19 protein-coding genes, 1 tRNA gene and 1 other RNA gene are annotated in these 16,602 nt (G+C 66.9%); 15 read left to right on the top strand and 6 right to left on the bottom strand.

Annotation, left to right across the window (positions count from 1 at the left end):
* Positions 1-67 precede the first annotated feature (67 nt).
* Positions 68-1,330, bottom strand: a complete 1,263-nt coding sequence (locus tag ACZ58V_RS23070; protein WP_471291914.1) for a DNA sulfur modification protein DndB — start codon at positions 1,328-1,330, stop codon at positions 68-70.
* Positions 1,331-1,657: 327 nt separating this feature from the next.
* On the opposite strand from ACZ58V_RS23070, the gene ACZ58V_RS23065 reads away from it, so the two are divergent.
* The 3 genes from ACZ58V_RS23065 to ACZ58V_RS23055 all read left to right on the top strand — a co-directional run bounded on the left by ACZ58V_RS23065 (position 1,658) and on the right by ACZ58V_RS23055 (position 4,579).
* Positions 1,658-2,368 carry an 8-oxoguanine DNA glycosylase OGG fold protein gene (locus tag ACZ58V_RS23065; protein WP_471291911.1) on the top strand — a complete coding sequence of 237 codons (711 nt, stop codon included), beginning with the start codon at positions 1,658-1,660 and terminating at the stop codon, positions 2,366-2,368.
* Between the two features lie 189 nt (positions 2,369-2,557).
* Entirely contained in the window at positions 2,558-3,622 is a 1,065-nt protein-coding gene (locus ACZ58V_RS23060) for a GmrSD restriction endonuclease domain-containing protein (protein WP_471291908.1), read from the top strand.
* A gap of 18 nt (positions 3,623-3,640) precedes the next feature.
* A complete protein-coding gene (locus ACZ58V_RS23055; RefSeq protein ID WP_471291906.1) occupies positions 3,641-4,579 on the top strand; it encodes a hypothetical protein in 939 nt (312 codons plus the stop codon).
* A 361-nt stretch (positions 4,580-4,940) separates the two neighbouring features.
* On the opposite strand, the gene ACZ58V_RS23050 is transcribed toward ACZ58V_RS23055, so the two are convergent.
* From ACZ58V_RS23050 to ACZ58V_RS23035, 4 genes are all read right to left on the bottom strand, one after another.
* Entirely contained in the window at positions 4,941-5,321 is a 381-nt protein-coding gene (locus ACZ58V_RS23050) for a hypothetical protein (protein ID WP_471291904.1), read from the bottom strand.
* Positions 5,318-5,596, bottom strand: coding sequence for a hypothetical protein (locus tag ACZ58V_RS23045; RefSeq protein WP_471291901.1), 279 nt, complete (start codon positions 5,594-5,596; stop codon positions 5,318-5,320). The genes ACZ58V_RS23050 and ACZ58V_RS23045 overlap by 4 nt, the downstream gene beginning before the upstream one ends.
* A 62-nt stretch (positions 5,597-5,658) precedes the next feature.
* Entirely contained in the window at positions 5,659-6,087 is a 429-nt protein-coding gene (locus ACZ58V_RS23040) for an ATP-binding protein (protein WP_471291899.1), read from the bottom strand.
* Positions 6,088-6,133: 46 nt separating this feature from the next.
* Entirely contained in the window at positions 6,134-6,541 is a 408-nt protein-coding gene (locus tag ACZ58V_RS23035; RefSeq protein WP_030851880.1) for an NUDIX hydrolase, read from the bottom strand.
* Between the two features lie 107 nt (positions 6,542-6,648).
* Between ACZ58V_RS23035 and ACZ58V_RS23030 the strand changes: the two genes are divergently transcribed.
* The 10 genes from ACZ58V_RS23030 (at position 6,649) to ACZ58V_RS22985 (ending at position 13,652) form a co-directional block, all read left to right on the top strand.
* A complete protein-coding gene (locus ACZ58V_RS23030) occupies positions 6,649-7,437 on the top strand; it encodes a GntR family transcriptional regulator (RefSeq protein WP_020274970.1) in 789 nt (262 codons plus the stop codon).
* Between the two features lie 165 nt (positions 7,438-7,602).
* On the top strand, positions 7,603-7,959 hold the full coding sequence (locus ACZ58V_RS23025) for an SCO3933 family regulatory protein (RefSeq protein WP_358966890.1): 357 nt from the start codon (positions 7,603-7,605) through the stop codon (positions 7,957-7,959).
* Positions 7,959-9,335 (top strand): FtsK/SpoIIIE domain-containing protein, encoded by a 1,377-nt coding sequence (locus ACZ58V_RS23020; RefSeq protein ID WP_471291895.1) that lies wholly within the window; start codon positions 7,959-7,961, stop codon positions 9,333-9,335. The genes ACZ58V_RS23025 and ACZ58V_RS23020 overlap by 1 nt, the downstream gene beginning before the upstream one ends.
* Before the next feature lie 84 nt (positions 9,336-9,419).
* Entirely contained in the window at positions 9,420-10,049 is a 630-nt protein-coding gene (locus ACZ58V_RS23015; protein WP_471291893.1) for a DUF2637 domain-containing protein, read from the top strand.
* Positions 10,050-10,063: 14 nt separating this feature from the next.
* A complete protein-coding gene (locus tag ACZ58V_RS23010) occupies positions 10,064-10,255 on the top strand; it encodes a mobile element transfer protein (RefSeq protein WP_471291891.1) in 192 nt (63 codons plus the stop codon).
* Between the two features lie 14 nt (positions 10,256-10,269).
* The gene (locus tag ACZ58V_RS23005) at positions 10,270-10,464 is read left to right on the top strand and encodes a hypothetical protein (protein WP_381037330.1); all 195 of its coding nucleotides are present in this window, start codon (positions 10,270-10,272) and stop codon (positions 10,462-10,464) included.
* 25 nt (positions 10,465-10,489) lie between these two features.
* Complete coding sequence (locus ACZ58V_RS23000; RefSeq protein WP_471291887.1) at positions 10,490-10,738, top strand: SpdD protein; 249 nt, start codon at positions 10,490-10,492, stop codon at positions 10,736-10,738.
* Positions 10,739-10,875: 137 nt separating this feature from the next.
* A complete protein-coding gene (locus tag ACZ58V_RS22995) occupies positions 10,876-12,177 on the top strand; it encodes a replication initiator (protein WP_471292674.1) in 1,302 nt (433 codons plus the stop codon).
* On the top strand, positions 12,170-12,403 hold the full coding sequence (locus tag ACZ58V_RS22990) for an excisionase family DNA-binding protein (protein WP_471291885.1): 234 nt from the start codon (positions 12,170-12,172) through the stop codon (positions 12,401-12,403). The genes ACZ58V_RS22995 and ACZ58V_RS22990 overlap by 8 nt, the downstream gene beginning before the upstream one ends.
* Positions 12,404-12,413: 10 nt before the next feature.
* Complete coding sequence (locus ACZ58V_RS22985; RefSeq protein WP_471291882.1) at positions 12,414-13,652, top strand: tyrosine-type recombinase/integrase; 1,239 nt, start codon at positions 12,414-12,416, stop codon at positions 13,650-13,652.
* A gap of 79 nt (positions 13,653-13,731) precedes the next feature.
* Here the strand turns inward: ACZ58V_RS22985 and ACZ58V_RS22980 are convergent.
* Positions 13,732-13,819: transfer RNA gene (locus ACZ58V_RS22980), tRNA-Ser, on the bottom strand.
* A 72-nt stretch (positions 13,820-13,891) separates the two neighbouring features.
* Between ACZ58V_RS22980 and ffs the strand changes: the two genes are divergently transcribed.
* Together ffs and ACZ58V_RS22970 are read left to right on the top strand one after the other, a co-directional pair.
* An RNA gene (gene ffs, locus ACZ58V_RS22975) (signal recognition particle sRNA small type) lies at positions 13,892-13,990 on the top strand.
* Positions 13,991-14,036: 46 nt separating this feature from the next.
* Positions 14,037-16,535: a DNA polymerase III subunit gamma and tau gene (locus ACZ58V_RS22970; RefSeq protein WP_471291880.1), complete on the top strand. Its 2,499-nt coding sequence runs from the start codon at positions 14,037-14,039 to the stop codon at positions 16,533-16,535.
* The last annotated feature ends 67 nt before the right edge of the window (positions 16,536-16,602 follow it).

Raw genomic sequence — 16,602 nt, 5'->3', positions numbered from 1 at the left:
CCCAGGTATTGCTGTGAGAGGTGTGCTTTGGGGGCGACGGAGTCTTAAGAGCGTCACCTGACGCCTGCTACTCCGGGGCGCCCCTGCCACGGATGCGGTTGAAGGTAGGCGAGGCAGCATCCTCCAGTGCGGTAGCCGTTTTCGAGCCGTTATCCTTCACGCCTCCGGCAACCGACAAAGCGCCGGATGCGGTTGTCTTACCAGCGATGCCATTCCAGATCGCAGGATCCCGCTTCCAGACAACGTCCGACAGCAGAGTGCTGAGTTCCTCCACGGACCGGCGCGGTTCGTCGCTCCAGGGCATGCATTTGTGCCCGACCGCTCCCAAAGCTGCCAGCACGGCCGGAGCGGCGATGACGGTTGAAGTGCGGGAGCTGAACTCGTCAGCAAAGGTCCGGAAGAGCGCGCTGGCCACCTGGGCAACCGCAGCCTCTGCGGCATCCTTCGGGTAACCCTTCGGCAGGTCTTGTTCCGTGACCGCACCGCTAGTCTTCTCGAACCCAGAGCGGCCGAAGATAGTCGTAACCGTGAACGAGCGCAGTGTCGACAGGGTCATCCACTCCGGATCTGCGACCTTGAGCTGCCTCTTGTTCGTGGCCACCAAGGACTTCAGGGACACTTCCTGCCCGGTGATCGGGTGCGGCACAGAGACCCGGTCCATCAGAGCGAAGGTGATGCTGGTGGCGGCGTCGTTCGAGTCGGAATTGAGCGCGACGTTCTTGTTCGGGATAACCCCGAGCAGGTTGCGGTCGTGGAAGATTTGGCGGGCTGCGCTCAAGGGGATGCCGTGGTAGATCTCCACACACACGGGCCGACTGGTGACCTGCTCCCGTGTGATTCCGTAGCGCGAGGGGCTCTCCGACAAGTGGATGTGTGCCAAGTGCTGCGTCTCGGCGTCCATGAGGACCCCGCTCGCATCGAAGGGCAGGTAGGCGATGTAGTCGACGCCGAATGGCCCGTTGGCCTCGACGTGCTCCAACTCTTGGGGCACCCAGAGAGCGAAGGGAGGAGTAGACCAACTCTCGCCGCGGATGCCGGCGATCCCGTTCGCAACGTAGCGCGCGTAGTCCTTAGCGTTTTCCTTCTTCTTCGTTCCATGAATCATCCGCTGGATCTCATTGCGAATCTCCGCCTGCTCGCGTTCGGCGGCGGACAGGTACGGGAGCGCCTTCGGGTCCTCCGCCCGTCGGGGATCAGGCACGATCCGCGACAGGTGGCCCCACGTCACCGTGGCCAGCGAAAGATGTTTCCTGACCGGCATCACACGGATGGGCTGCCCCTTGTCGACCTCGATGAGTGTGGCGAACTTGGCCGTGGGTGTCTCCGACAACGGGGCTCCCTCCAACTGGACGCGCACTGCGCCTGCCTGATGGTCCAACAGATCGAGGACGCTACAGCCGCGGATGAGTAAGATGCAACCGCGGCTGACGATTTGAACGAGTAGTCGTCCCCGCGGCTGCGCCTTCTACGACCGCGGCTACTCACTGCGACTCGACCGAGGAGCCTGCGGCTACGCGCGAAGCGAGTCATGACTGACTCGAAGATGAACCCGGTCACCGTTTGGGCTTCGCGCTGTCGGTTCTGATCGTGCTGGCAGTGGGCTGGTCCATACGCCATCGCGGATAGGCGGTCGGCCTGGCATCTCCTCCCATACGCTGTGGGTGACGCACGCCGCCGTCGTCGTGGCCAGGGGGAGCATGATGGAGCAGCTTCGGAAGCTTGTGGTCCGCTACGGCGATTGCGAACAGAAGCCCGTGCGCTTCCGTCCAGAAGCGTGGCGCTCGCGGTTGGAGTCGCACGGAGTGGCGAACTCGATACCGGCGTCGGATGTGTGAGCGGGGCGAGCGGCGACCGTCTCATCAGCCGGGGCGACCTGGCCCATATTCGTGAGCGCGTTAGGGACGACGATCCCGACAGTCTGCGTGACCTGTTCGTGGCAGTCATGGTCTGGGGCTCGGGCACCACGAACGGACGGGGACCGCGATACACGGAAGCGGCCTTGTCCGACACGCGCATGCCCACTGTCCTGCGGAGCACGCGCGAAGCGGTCCGAGTCGGCGACCTGAGCGAGGCCTACCGGCAATTCGCCCTCAAGGGGGTGGGACGGTCCTTCTTCACCAAGTGGTTCGCGGCCGTGGATGACCGCGACGCCCCATGCGATCGGGCCTTGATCCTCGACGACCGGGTCTTCCGTTCGCTCAACGCCCTCGGCTGGACCAGTTGGAAGGCGGCCGGCACACGCCACTGGCCCACCCGGTACGCCACCTACGTCAGCTGCATGCACGGCTGGGCCACCTCTATGGGAGTCACGGCGGACTGGCTTGAGTGGCTTCTCTTCTGTCTGAACGGTCGCGTAGACGAGCCCTGAGCGACACGCAGCGAACTTAAGGTCTCCTGCTTCGGGCGCGCCCAGGGCTCGGCGTACGCCTGGCTATTACGTCGACCTCTGGCGGTACGCACGTCGCCAGAGTCAGTGAATCCGTTCCCTTCACTGCGCCACCTGGGGCATACTCAGGATCGACTAAAGAGACTCCTCTGGCTAGGAAGCGGGGCGGGAATGTCGGAATCTGGCATTGTTAAGAAGTTCAAGCAATCTCAAGACGCTCTAGTAATTCAGGCGTCTGACCTTTCCCTGGAGACTATCTTCCAGATGGCGCAGACTGGCGCAATTGATGTGTCGCCACTATTTCAACGGCGGGAAAGGTGGGACCAGCGTCGCCAATCTGCTCTCATCGAGTCCTTCCTGATGAACGTTCCTGTTCCGCCTGTATACCTGTCTGAAGATGATTACGGAAGCTACTCCGTGATCGATGGTAAGCAGCGTATCACTGCGATTCGCGATTTCATGGCGGACAAGTTTCAGCTTACGCAGCTAACTCGCTTTGAAGAGATTAACGGCTTGCGATTTTCGGACCTGCCAGGCGAGCTTCAAAACGCTCTTAAAGTTAGGCCCTACATCAGGGCGATCACCATCCTTCGGCAGTCGGACCGGTCAACGAAGTATGAAGTTTTCCATCGACTGAACTCCGGTGGCGAGCCACTCAACGCACAGGAGATCCGGAACGTAATCTACCGTGGCCCACTGAATGATCTACTGATGGAGCTTTCTGAAGCCCCATTCCTGCGGCGGCAACTTAAAATCAAGGACAATAGGTCTTCTGCCTACAATCTCATGCAGGACGCAGAGTCCGTGCTGCGTTACCTGGTCCTGCTGGAGCAGTGGCGAAGTTTCTCCGGTGACTATCGAGTCTCCATGGACAGTTACATGGAGACAAACATGAATATGGGAGCTCGGGAAATTGACCGACTCCGTCAAACATTCCTGCGAGCGCTGAGTGCGTGTGAGCAAATTTGGGGGCCTCACGCCTTCAAACGTCCCGAGGGCAACGGCTGGCGTGATCAAATGTTGGCCGGTATGTACGACGCCCAGATGGTGGCCGTGAGTTCAGTAGACGACAAGCGGCTGGCCTCGTTGGCGTCACGGAGTGCTGACGTTGTGGAAAATACTCGCTCCCTTTTCGACGACCGGACTTTCAATGAAGCCGTCCGTCTGTCTACTAACACGCCTTCACGTGTCGCGTATCGCATCGGTAGGGTTTTGGAATTGGTTACGGAATTCTAGCAGCTGCGGGGGGTGTGTATGTCTCTATCGTCGCGTGAGGCGTTTATTCAGCGGATCCGCACAATCGAGCAAGCTGCTAGTGAACCGTTTCTTATTGATCGCGTACTAACTGATGTGGCGCACAACAGTCGTGCCCGGCTGTTGCGCAACGGACTTATGGTGGTGGCTTTCACCTCCCTTGAGGATTTCATCCGCGCTCGGACGGGAGATTTGCTAGATGCGGTGAGTAGAACCGTCGTTCATTTCACCGATCTGCCAGAAATTCTGCAAAATGCCGCTACGTTGGGGGCGATGAAGGCGGCAAGAGCTCGAGCGGATATGGCCAAGAACGCAGGTCAAGATCCCATAGCGCTGTTGCAGGAGGCTGGCAGACACGTTGCAAGCACAGCAGGCGGCGCTCTTCAACTGAGTCGGTTCAGTCTTGGGTATTCAGGCTCAAACGTAAGCAGTGGCGAGGTGACGCAGATTGTCACGGCTTTCCATGCTGCTGATGCCTGGAACGAAATATCCCTCATTGCGAGTCGATGTGGGGCAGGCAGTATGCCACTGAAGGCGGCTTATGACCAGGCAATACGATGGCGTCATGATGCTGCACATAATGCTGATGCGGACACTCAACCGCGAGATCTGCAGAATTTCTGCACACAGGCCGTTTCTATCGCTCTCGGGTTTGACGTCATCCTGAGCAGAGCTGCTCGGCTACTGAAAGAAGGTGACGCTAAAATCCTTGCCGGGAAAATTAAAGTATCGGCGGGGTTGAGTTTGCGATTTTTGGATCCGGGATCCAGGGGATATAGTGAAAAAAGAGAGACCTCAACTCGCGCCGCCAAAGTTACCAAGAATCTAGATGATGCACTCAAGGCCGCAATAAAGAATGCTTCCAAAAATTGCGAGCCGGTCGTGTTGCGAGATTCTCAAGGTTTGCCCACCTCTTGGGTGGTCACGGACGTCATGTAGCGGTCCACATAACCCCTTAGGTCGGCGGAGCGGCTTTGGGGTGGCGCTGCTTTGGCGCGAGTGATCATGGCCCCGTAAGCTTCCGGCGCGTCGGGCAGTCTGTGGACCTGCCCGGTAAAGCACGACGTTGGGGCCATGATCTTCGAGGCTCGCGCCAAAGTGGCTCCGTAAAGCCGTGTAGCCGACCGCCCCAGCCACGGCGTACCTCTTCTCTGGCATCAAGTGGCTGATTGCTGTACGCGCGGCACGGGCGCCGGCCGGGCTGGAGCGGGGCGGAGACAGGAGCGCAGGCCCGGCCGGAGGCCGGGCCGCGCGCGGTGAGCGGAGCGAGCCGCCTTGAACCAGTAGAGAAAGTTGTAACTCAGTCGGTGGTGCGGGGCTTGAAGTCGTACGCACATGGAGGAAGCTCGCGACCTCGGCGGTGAGCGAGGGGCAGGAAGAGCACTGGTCGGATCGTCCAAGTGATGCGGGTGGTGGCGTGCTTGACTGTCACCGTGCAGGGCTCGGAGCGCAGGAGAGCTCTTCTTGTCTCGACTCGTTCCTCGTACAGCCATGACCACGCTTCGCCGCTGGCTGCGGTGTCTAGTGCCGGGGTGATGGTCCTGAGCGCGACTGCTACCCATCTGTCGGCTTGGGGAGCGGAGTACGCGTCGAACGATGCATGCAGAGCCGGTTGCTCCGACTCGTTGGTGAGGTCCTGGGTCCAGCACTCGCACCAGTAGCCGCGCGGGAGTCCGGTCACGAGGTCACTCCCGGCGGGTAGGCAACGAGCACGTAGCGGGTGTTCTCGTCGTACAGGGTGAGTTGGTAGGCGGTGCCCCCGGTCAGGTAGGCGAGTGCACGTTCGTGCTCGGCCTCGTCCCTCAACCAGTGGCGCCCCGGCTGGGCGTATGCCGCGTCGAGCTGGTCGGTGACGTTGCGCGTCTGCTCGCGCAGCCAACGCAGTGCGAGGCGGGGACTCGCCGTGTCGAGTGCTCCCAGGGAGATGGAGCGGGTCTCGTATGCGGGGTAGGCCACTGCCCAGCAGCGGTATGCAGTGCCGTTTTCTGCGGCGGCTAAGCGCTCGTGAGGAGTCGCCGTCACCATGCGCGTCCTCCTGGTCGAGGGCTCGCGAAGAGTTCCGCGGTGACCGTGTGGCCGGCCTGGCTGTTGTGGACCAAGACCCGGTGCGCGAGCGCGGTGACCATGCCCAGCCCTCGGCCGTGTTCGGCGTCCTGGTCCTGGTGCTCGACCTTGGGGGAGATGCCGGTGCCTCCGGCGTCCGTGACCGACAGGGCGACCACCTGCCGTGAGACTGCGAGGGCCAGGTGGAAGCTGCCGGATGCCGTGCCGCTGGCCGTGTGAAGGATCGCGTTCGAACTCAGCTCGCTCACGATCAGCTCGGCGTCGTCGGCCAGAGGCGATCCACGCAGGATGTCCCGTGTCCAGCGGCGGGCCCTGCTGACCTCTTCAGGAAAACCTGGGCAAGTGAGTCCCCAGACCCGGGCGGTGCTCGTATACTCGTGCATACAAGTTCCTTCGTGCTGGTAGGCCGCCATGTGCAGCGGGTTCGGGCTAGACGAGTTTGACGCCGTCGTGGGCGCGTATGGCCGGCGGGGATACCGCGTCCAATGCGTCCAGGACGCGGATCGCGTATGCCTCGTCGGCGAGTTCGATGACCTCTTCGCGGGTGGCCCAGCGCAGTGCGCGGGTCTCGTCCCCGGTGGTGGGCGTGCCGTCGGCGGCCTCGCAGCGGAAGACCATGGAGACGATCAAGCCCTTCATGTTCTTGTAGATCCCGGTCAGGGTCGCGGGAAGCGCGATCTTGATGCCGGTCTCTTCAAGGACTTCCCGCTGGAGGGCCTCGGGGATGGTTTCCTCGCGTTCGAGGACTCCGCCCGGGGGTTCCCAGTGGCCGTTGTCACGGCGTTTGATCAAGAGGGCGCGGTCCTGGTCGTCGACGATGACTCCGGCGACGCTCACGGAGTGCGGACGGTCGGTGCTCACGTTCCTCTGCCCTCTCAGCTGGCTAGGCTCTCCACGGTAGCAACAAAGCTCGCCCACTCGTCTAGATACCTAAAGGAGTACACGTGCCCTCTCTTTCCTCCGGCCTCCTCGGCGATCTCGACCCCACGAGCGATCGTGCGGTCTTCCGGCAGATCGCCGACCAGCTGCGCGAGGCCATCGACCGTGGGCGATTCAAGGAGGGCGAAAAGCTGCCCTCCGAGGCCGAACTGGTCGAGCATTACGGGGTTTCCCGTATGACGGTTCGAAACTCCTTCTCCGTCCTCCAGGGCGAGGGCCTGGTGCACGCCGAGCATGGCAAAGGCGTCTTCGTGCGACCACGGCCGCCTGTACGGCGACTCGCCTCAGACCGGTTCGCCCGGCGCCACCGCGAGCAGGGGAAGTCCGCCTTCATCGTGGAGGCCGACGCCGCCGGCAGTCACCCGCAGGTGGACAGCCTGGAAGTCAAGGAGGAGAAGGCCAGCCAGGACGTCTCCACCCGGCTCGGGTCCGTGCGGCGGGTGCTGGCCCGGCGTCGCCGGTATCTGCTGGACGGGCGGCCGGTGGAGTTCGCTACCTCGTATCTGCCGCTCGACATCGCGCGGGGTACGCCGATCGCCGAGCCGAACCCCGGGCCCGGTGGCATCTACGCCCGGCTTGAGGAGCTCGGGCACCGCCTCGACCATTTTGAGGAAGAGATCCGCGCCCGGATGCCCTCGCCCGATGAGGTGCGCACGCTGCGGCTGGCCTCCGGCGTGCCGGTCATTCACTTGATCCGTACCGCGTTCGACCAGGAAGGCCGGGCTGTGGAGGTCTGTGACACGGTCATGGCGGCCGACGCGTACGTGCTGTCGTACCAGCTCCCGGCGACGTGAGCGCCTGACCGGCGGTGGTGCGCGGGGAGGCTTCTCCGAACTCGTACACCCCAACAGGCTTACTCGTATAGACGAGTGGGCAAGTTGTGTGGCAAGGTGGTTGTCGTTCCCGGAGATCGGGTTCGAACACCGCATCTTGTATAGACGAGTAGATGGGAAGAAGTCTTGCGCACCATCCGTGTAGAGACGTCGGCCGCAACGATCCTGCTGACCGAGGCGCCCGAGCCCAAGGTCCGCGACCGGCAGACCGGCGAGATCGCCAAGGACGCGACGAGCGGTGAGGCCCTGATGACGCTCGGCGTCGTCTACCTGGAAGACGGCGAGTCGTCGCTGATCAAGGTCACCGTTCCCGAGAGTGGAGTGTCCGAGGGGCTGACGCTCGGGGCTCCGGTCTCGCTGCCGGGGCTGGTGGCCAGGCCGTGGGAGAGCGTCTTCAACGGGCAGCAGCGGCACGGCATCGCCTACCGCGCCGCCGCCGTGACACCGGCCGCCTTCCCGGCCGCCACCGGGGCCGCTGCCTGATGACCGACCTAACGACAGTCCTGGAAGTGGGTGGTCCTGTCGCCGCACTCGGCGGCGGGGCCGCCTACGCCCGGGCCAAGCACCCCGGGGTGTACTGGTCCACGGTCGGCCTGCCGATATCCACGGCCCGGCTCCTCAGCTCCTACGGCTCAGTCATGGAAGCCTGCGGCCTGACCGTGGCTCCGTCCCGGCTGCGGATGCTGGCGGTCAAGGCCACCACTCGCCGTGAAATCCGGCCCGTACCGCCGCGTCGCGGCATCATCCGCCCCACCTCGACCGGGCTGCGGCTGCGGCTCCGCCTTGCACCGGGGCAGGAACCGGCCGACGTCGCCGCCTCGGCCGAACGGCTGCGGCACGCCTGGGGCGTTCACGCCGTGTACGTCTCGACGATCAAGCCCGGTGTGGTTGAGCTGCGGCTGGTCGGCTTCGACGTGCTGCGGCGGGTGCGGATGCCTCGCAAGGTGGACGCCGGGTTCCTTCAGGTTCCGGTGGCACTGCGGGAAGACGCCATGCCGTTCGTACGCGACTACCGGACCGTGCCCCACCAACTCACCCTCGGCGCGACCCTGTCAGGCAAGTCCATGTACCTACGGCACCTGATCGCCGGACTCGCCCCTCAGCCGGTCGCCCTCGTCGGCATCGACTGCAAACGCGGAGTGGAACTGGCGCCGTTCGCGGCCCGTCTCTCCGCGCTGGCGACCGATCCGGAGCAGGCCGCCGAACTGCTGCCCGTGCTCGTGAAGGAAATGGAGGACCGATACGACCTGATCAAGGACCGGCAGGGCATCGCCCCAGGCACTCCGGCCGAGGAGATCACCTCCGACACCTGGGGACTGCCCGCGTCCGAACGCCCCGTCCCCGTCGTGCTGTTCGTCGACGAGGTGGCTGAACTCTTCCTCGTCGCCACCAGGAAAGACGAGGAACGACGGGATGAGATGGTCACCCAGCTCATCCGGCTCGCCCAACTCGGCCGCGCGGCCGGCATCTACCTGGAGGTCTGCGGGCAGCGCTTCGGCGCCGAGCTGGGCAAGGGAGCGACCATGCTGCGCGCTCAGTTGACCGGCCGGGTCTGCCACCGCGTCAACGACGAAGCCTCAGCCAAGATGGCACTCGGCGACATCGCCCCCGAGGCGGTCTCTGCCACCTGCGCCATTGCTCCCGAACGGCCCGGCCTGGCAGTTGCGGGCGATACCTCCGGTGGGTGGTCACGCATCCGTACGCCGTACCTGTCCCTCAGCGATGCAGCCGAGACCTGCCGCGACTCCGCGCACCTGGTGCCCGACCTGCCCGCGCTCAAGCCCTTCCAGCCCGACGTCGCGGAGCGGCCGGTCGAGTCCCCGGGCCCCGTCGTCGAGCCGCGCTCGGCAACCGGCTGACCTCCTCCACCAACACCGGTCGGCGTGACCGCCTCACGTCAAATCCCTACCCCTCCTATGCCTGAATCCGGAAGGAGTCGCTTCGTGCGTGCCCAACTGGCCCGCGTTGACGCGGTGCTCGTCCAGGCTGTCATCGCTGCCGCGCTGTCCTTCGCCCACCTGCACGACATCGCCTCGGCGGCCGGGCAGGACGGGTGGAAGGCGTGGGCCTACCCGATCTCGGTTGACCTGCTGCTCGTCGCTGCCTGGCGTCGGCTGCGATCGGGGGAGGCGAAAGCGGCCGGGTGGTGCTGGTTCGTCATCGCGCTCGCCGCCTCACTCGGCGCGAACGTCGCGACCGCCGGCCTCCTCGACCTGGACCAGGTCCCGGCCTGGTTGCGCATCCTCGTCGCTGGCTGGCCTGCGGTCGCCTTCCTCGGCGGCACTCTCCTCGCCCATTCCGCGCCAACGGCGAGTGCTCACGACGACGTGGAGGAGACAGGGGAGTTCAAGCACCAGGAGGTCGCTCCCGACCCCGAACCGCCCGCGCAGCCAGCCATCGAGCCACCGACCGAACGCCCTGCCGTTCCCGTCCCTGCCGCCCTCGTCGAACACGCCCGCAAGGTCGCCGCCGAGCACCACACCCGCACCGGCGCCCCGATCGACGCACCGACTCTCCGCGCCCGCCTCGGCGTACCCGCGCCCATGGCGGAAGCCATCGCCGCACACATCTGATGGGAGACCAACCCATGACAGCCAACCGCCGCTTCCGCGACGTCAGCCGTATCGGCCCCGTCCAGGTCGGAACCTCCTTCGACGGCCGAGGCCAGGAGAAGCACACCGCCGCATGCACCGCCCCGCGCTGCGGCTTCTCCGCCGACTACGACAGCCGCGCCGCCGCGGAACTCACGGCCCGCACCCACCGCTGCCCCGTCCGCTGAAAGGACCCGCGCTCGTGACCGTCAGCCTGCCGCTCGTCGTCGTCCTCGGCTTCTTCGCCTGGGGAGCGATCAAGTTCCTCGGCGTCCGTACCTGGGTCGTCGTCCTGATCGCGCTCTTCGGCTTCTGGCTCTCGCACACCTTCCTCGCTCCCGCCATCGAGTCCGGCACGCGCTCCGGCGTGACCGTCATAAACGGCTCACACACCTAGACGAGTAGATAAGGAGACCTCGGCCGTGTTCCTGCCCAAGTACCCGGACAGCCCGACCCCGCCGCCCGCACACACCCACATCCCGACTCACCAGGAGGCGCCCCTACGGCGCTCCCTCCCGTCGGTCTCCATCGATCAGAAGACCGTCGTGGCCCTGGTCGTCGGCGGGGTCGTCCTCACCGCGCTCCTGGCTGCTGTCGCCGTCACGGCGATTTCCGTAGCCGTGGCCGCTGTCGTCCTGCGCTCCATGCTCCGCGACCACCACCGCCGCTGAACCGCGCCGGCCTCCGGGGCGGCGGCACACGACCAAGCATCTCGCCGCCCCGGCGCCTTCCTCCCAACCGAGCCAGTCAGAAGGGAATCGCCATCTTCACCCGCACCACTCCGCCCCCACTTCCGGAACTCGTGAACCTGGCCTCGCAGGGCACGCTGCCGGGTATCCTCCGCCAACTCTCCGGACTCGGCGGCTGCACCCACCCGATCCGCCTCGACGGCCACCGCACCGAATACGACGTAGACACCCGCACCGGCGAGATCGGCAACGTCCTCCACCGCCTCGACTCCACCAGCCTCCCGGCCGGTCAACTCCTGGTCCGCTGCAACAACCGCCGCACGACCCGCTGCGCCGCCTGCGCGGAGGTCTACCGCCGCGACACCTTCCACCTGATCACTTCGGGCCTGCGAGGCGGCAAGGGCACCCCCGAACACGTCGCCACGCACCCGCGCGTGTTCGCCACCTTCACCGCGCCAAGCTTCGGCCCGGTCCACAACCGCCCCTCCAGCGGACGCCCCTGCCGCTGCGGCATCCGCCACGACCAGGACGACGACGCACTCGGCACCCCGCTCGACCCGGACACCTACGACTACGAAGCTGCCGTGTTGTGGAACGCCCACGCCGGTCCGCTCTGGCGGCGCTTCTCGACCTACCTGCGCCGAGAGGTCGCCAAGCGCGCGGGACTGTCACAGCGCCGGTTCCGCGAGCACGCCCGGGTGTCCTTCGCCAAGGTCGCCGAGTACCAGAAGCGCGGAGCGGTCCACTTCCACGCAGTCATCCGCATCGACGGCCCCAGCGGCGGCGACACCGCACCCCCAACCTGGGCAACCGCCGAACTGCTCACCGACGCCATCGGCACCGCCGCAGCCAAGGTCAATGTCGAGGGCCCGGTCATCGATGGCCGCTCCCACACCTTCACCTTCGGCCGTCAACTCGACGTCCGCACCATCCGCTCGGCCGACTTCGACGACGGCCAGGAGCTGACCGAACGGGCCGTCGCCGCCTACATCGCCAAGTACGCCACCAAGGGCGCCGAGACCGCCACGGGAGCTCTCGACCGCCCCCTCAAGTTCGCCGCCGAACTCGCCCAGTTCGGCATCAGCGACCACGCCCGCCGCATGATCCGTACCGCATGGTTCCTCGGCGCCCGCAAGGACCTCGAACACCTCCGCCTGCGCGCCTGGGCCCACATGCTCGGCTTCCGCGGCCACTTCTCCACCAAGTCCCGCCGCTACTCCACCACCCTCGGCGCCCTCCGCGACGCCCGCGCCGAATGGCGCCGAGCCCAAGCCGCCACAGCCAACGGCCCCGAGCCCGACACGACGTACGTCCTCGCGCACTGGGTCTTCGCCGGAACCGGCCTCTCGGAGGCCGAATCCTGGCTTGCCGCCTCCCTCGAACCCGCCCCCGGAACGGAAGGAGAACCAACCAATGGCTGAGCCCCGAGCCACTGCCACCGTGCTGGAGTCCCACGACCCTTCCCTGATGCTCCTGACCGTCGAAGAGGCAGCACGGCGGCTCCGGATCGGCCGTACGACCTGCTTTCGGCTCGTCCTGGCCGGAGAGATCGAGTCGGTGACGGTCGGACGGCTCCGCCGCATCCCTGCCGACGCCGTACCCGCCTACGTGGCCAAGCTGCGCCACCGACCCGCCGAAGCGGCCTGAGGGGGAAGCCATGGCAGAAGAGAAGCGCACACGGCAGCCCAACGGCGCCTCGTCGATCTATTTCGGCAAGGACGGGAAATGGCACGGACGAGTGACGGTCGGCCTCCGCGATGACGGCAAACCGGACCGTCGTCACATTGAGCGCAAGACCAAGGCTGCCGTGACCAAGGCAGTCCGCGAGATGGAGCGGGCGCGGGACGAGAAGAAGCTCAGGAAGCCGGGGCAGGGCTGGACGGTCCAGGCCTGGCTTGAGCACTGGGTCGAGAACATCGCCAAGCCGTACGTCTCCGAGAACACGTACGACGGCTACGAGGTCGACGTGCGCGTGCACCTGGTCCCCGGCCTCGGTGCTCACAAGCTCGACCGCCTGGAGCCGGAACATCTGGAGCGCTTTTACCAGCGGATGCAGGAAGCCGGGAGCTCCGCCGGCACCGCTCATCACACTCACCGGACGATCCGGGTCGCCCTCGGTGAGGCCAAGCGGCGTGGGCATGTCGCCACCAACGTTGCTGAGATCGCCAAGGCCCCGAGACTCGAAGAAGAGGACATCGAGCCGTTCACGATCGAAGAGGTTCAGAGCGTCCTGGTGGAGGCCGCCAAGCTCCGCAACAGTGCGCGATGGGTCGTGGCCTTGGCTCTCGGTCTCCGTCAGGGGGAAGCGCTCGGGCTCCACTGGGAAGACGTCGACCTGGACGCGGGATACGTCCGCATCCGCAAGAACCGGCTGCGGCCCAAGTACGCCCACGGGTGTGGCGCCGACCCCTGCGGTCGGATGGCTGGCTACTGCCCTCAGAAGCAGCAGACCCGCCGAGAGCACAAGTCCACCAAGTCACGCGCCGGGCGACGCACTATCGGCCTGCCCGACCCGCTGATCAAGATTCTCCGCCAGCACCAGGAGACGCAGGAACGAGAACGGGTCGCGGCCGCTGCCGACTGGGAGGGCAAGGGCTACGTGTTCGCCTCGCCGACCGGCGGGCCGCTGAGCCCGAACACCGACTTCCACACCTGGAAGCGGCTTCTGCGTGACGCGGGCGTACGAGACGGCCGTCTCCATGACGCTCGCCACACCGCAGCTACGGTCCTACTGATCCTCGGCGTCCCGGACGTCGTGATCGACTCGATCATGGGTTGGGAGCCCGGGGGAGCGGCTCGTATGCGCGCCCGCTACATGCACGTGACCGGGACCATGCTCCGCAAGGTCGCGCAGCAAGTCGGCGACGCGCTGTGGGAGCTCCCGAAAACCAACTGAGACGGAAACTGAGACGGACAACGTCGAAGGGCCCCACCGCGAACGGTGGGGCCCTTCGACATCGTGCCCGGTGAGGCACTGGCGGAGGATACGAGATTCGAACTCGTGAGGGGTTGCCCCCAACACGCTTTCCAAGCGTGCGCCCTAGGCCTCTAGGCGAATCCTCCGTCGAAGACATTACATGACTGGGAGGAGTGCTCGCGAACTCGTTCCCAGCCCCTGACATCAGGTAACCTTGGCGCAGCCCCTCACGCGGCGCTATCTGACTGAACTCCCCCAGGGCCGGAAGGCAGCAAGGGTAGGTTGGCTCTGGCGGGTGCGTGGGGGGCGTTTGCGTTCCCGGGGCGGGGCTCGTTGTCAGTGGGCGCCTATAACCTCGTATGCGTGTCGTCTCTCGCTCTGTACCGCCGCTATCGCCCGGAGACCTTCGCCGAGGTCATCGGGCAGCAGCACGTCACCGACCCGTTGCAGCAGGCGCTGCGCAACAACCGGGTCAACCACGCGTACCTGTTCAGCGGGCCGCGCGGGTGTGGCAAGACGACCAGCGCGCGGATTTTGGCGCGGTGTCTGAACTGCGAGCAGGGGCCGACGCCCACCCCGTGCGGTGAGTGCCAGTCGTGTCAGGACCTCGCGCGCAACGGCCCCGGTTCCATCGACGTCATCGAGATCGACGCCGCGTCGCACGGTGGCGTGGACGACGCCCGTGACCTGCGCGAAAAGGCCTTCTTCGGACCCGCGCGCAGCCGCTACAAGATCTACATCATCGACGAGGCCCACATGGTCACGTCGGCCGGTTTCAACGCGCTGCTGAAGGTCGTCGAGGAGCCGCCGGAGCACCTCAAGTTCATCTTCGCGACCACCGAGCCCGAGAAGGTCATCGGGACGATCCGCTCGCGGACCCATCACTACCCCTTCCGGCTCGTGCCGCCCGGAACCCTGCGGGACTACCTCGCCGAGGTGTGCCAGAAGGAGACCATCCCGGTCGACGACGGTGTGCTCCCGCTCGTCGTGCGGGCAGGCGCCGGTTCCGTGCGTGACTCCATGTCCGTCATGGACCAGCTCCTCGCCGGTGCCGCGGCGGACGGTGTGACGTATGCCATGGCGACCGCCCTGCTCGGGTACACCGACGGCTCCCTCCTCGACTCCGTCGTCGAGTCCTTCGCCACCGGCGACGGGGCCGCGGCCTTCGAGGTTGTCGACCATGTGATCGAGGGCGGGAACGACCCCCGTCGCTTCGTCGCCGACCTGCTGGAGCGGCTGCGTGACCTGGTGATCCTCGCCGCCGTTCCGGACGCGGCCGAGAAGGGGCTCATCGACGCCCCCGCCGATGTCGTCGAGCGCATGCAGGCCCAGGCCGGCACCTTCGGCGCCGCCGAGCTGAGCCGGGCCGCCGACCTCGTCAACGAGGGACTGACCGAGATGCGCGGCGCCAACTCGCCCCGTCTCCAGCTCGAGCTGATCTGCGCCCGCGTCCTGCTCCCCGCCGCCTACGGCGACGACCGGTCCGTCATGGCCCGTCTGGACCGCATCGAGCGCGGCGTGAACTTCTCCGCGGGACCCGCCGGCATGCCCGCCATGGGCTACGTGCCCGGGCCCGAGGGGCACGGTGGAGCGGCGGCTCCAGCGGCTGCGGCCGCTCCTCCGGTTCCGCCCGGTGGCGGTCCGGCCGCGGCCCGCGCGGCCGTACGGGCTTCCGGGGCACCGGGGAACGGGAGCGGCAGCACCGGTGGCAGCGGCGGCGGTGATACGGCGGCTGCGGCCGGGTACGCCGCCCCCGACGCTCCCGGTAACCCGGGCTCCCCCGGTGCCCCCGCCGAGCAGCCCCCGGCCGCCGCAGGCCCCGCCGCCGGCGGGCAGGCCGAGCCGCCCCGGCCTCCCGAGCCGCCCCGGCCTCCCGAGCCGCCCCGGCCTCCCGAGCCGTCCCAGGCACCCCTGGCGCCCACGACGCCCGCACCCGCATCCGGACCCGCATCCGCCCCGGCGGCCCCGGCCCCCGGCGCCTGGCCCACCGCAGCCTCCGCGGGCAGCGGCGGCCGTCGCCCCGGCGGCTGGCCCACGTCCGCCCCGGGAGCGGCAGGCCCCGCGGCAGGAAGTGCCCCGGCAGCGAGCACCCCCGCGCCGAGCGCACCCGCCCCCAGCACCCCGCCGGAACCCTCGCCGTCGGCCCCCGCTCCGGCCGCCCCCGCCCCTGCCCCCGCAGGCGGCGGTCTCGACCCCCGCATGCTCTGGCCGAACATCCTGGAGGCCGTCAAGAACCGTCGGCGCTTCACCTGGATCCTGCTCAGCCAGAACGCCCAGGTGGCCGGCTTCGACGGCACGACCCTCCAGCTCGGCTTCGTCAACGCGGGTGCGCGGGACAACTTCCTGAGCAGCGGCAGCGAGGACGTGCTGCGGCAGGCGCTGGGCGAGCAGTTCAACGTCCAGTGGAAGATCGAGGCGATCGTCGACCCCTCCGGCGGCTCCGCGCCCCCGGCCCCGGGCGGCCCGTCCGGCTTCGGAGGAGGCGGTGCCGGCCCCGGCGGCAACGCCGGTGGCTACGGCGGCGGCAGCTACAGCTCCGGCGGTGGCGGCTACAACGCGGGAGGCGGCAGCGGCGGCAGCGGCGGTACGGCAACCGCCCAGCGCCCCGCCCCGTCCCAGTCGACCGCCCCGTCCACCCCCGCCCAGCAGTCGAGCACGCCTTCTTCCGCCCCCACCTCTGCCCCCGCGGCGTCCGCCCCCGCGCCCCAGCCCTCCACCCCGAAGCCGCGGTCCGTGTCCGTCGAGGACGACATCCCCGAGGACGACGACCCCGACCTCGACGAGTCGGCCCTCTCCGGGCAGGACCTGATCGTCCGGGAGCTGGGGGCAACGGTGGTGGACGAGTTCACGAACGAGCCCTAGCCGGCCGAACGAGCTCCAGCCCGGCCGAACCAGCTCCAGCCCGGCCGAACGAGCCCCAGCCGCCCGG

The sequence above is a fragment of the Streptomyces sp. NPDC040589 genome (genome assembly GCF_055594445.1).
The sequence above is the reverse complement of the archived record's forward strand: the minus strand, read 5'-3'. Positions and strand labels throughout refer to the sequence as shown.

Coding starts and splice junctions, on each gene's coding strand:
- ACZ58V_RS23055 (WP_471291906.1), top strand. CDS start 3,641: ATGTCTCTATCGTCGCGTGAGGCGTTTATTCAGCGGATCCGCACAATC.
- ACZ58V_RS22990 (WP_471291885.1), top strand. CDS start 12,170: ATGGCTGAGCCCCGAGCCACTGCCACCGTGCTGGAGTCCCACGACCCT.
- ACZ58V_RS23020 (WP_471291895.1), top strand. CDS start 7,959: ATGACCGACCTAACGACAGTCCTGGAAGTGGGTGGTCCTGTCGCCGCA.
- ACZ58V_RS22985 (WP_471291882.1), top strand. CDS start 12,414: ATGGCAGAAGAGAAGCGCACACGGCAGCCCAACGGCGCCTCGTCGATC.
- ACZ58V_RS23060 (WP_471291908.1), top strand. CDS start 2,558: ATGTCGGAATCTGGCATTGTTAAGAAGTTCAAGCAATCTCAAGACGCT.
- ACZ58V_RS23010 (WP_471291891.1), top strand. CDS start 10,064: ATGACAGCCAACCGCCGCTTCCGCGACGTCAGCCGTATCGGCCCCGTC.
- ACZ58V_RS23040 (WP_471291899.1), bottom strand. CDS start 6,087: ATGCACGAGTATACGAGCACCGCCCGGGTCTGGGGACTCACTTGCCCA.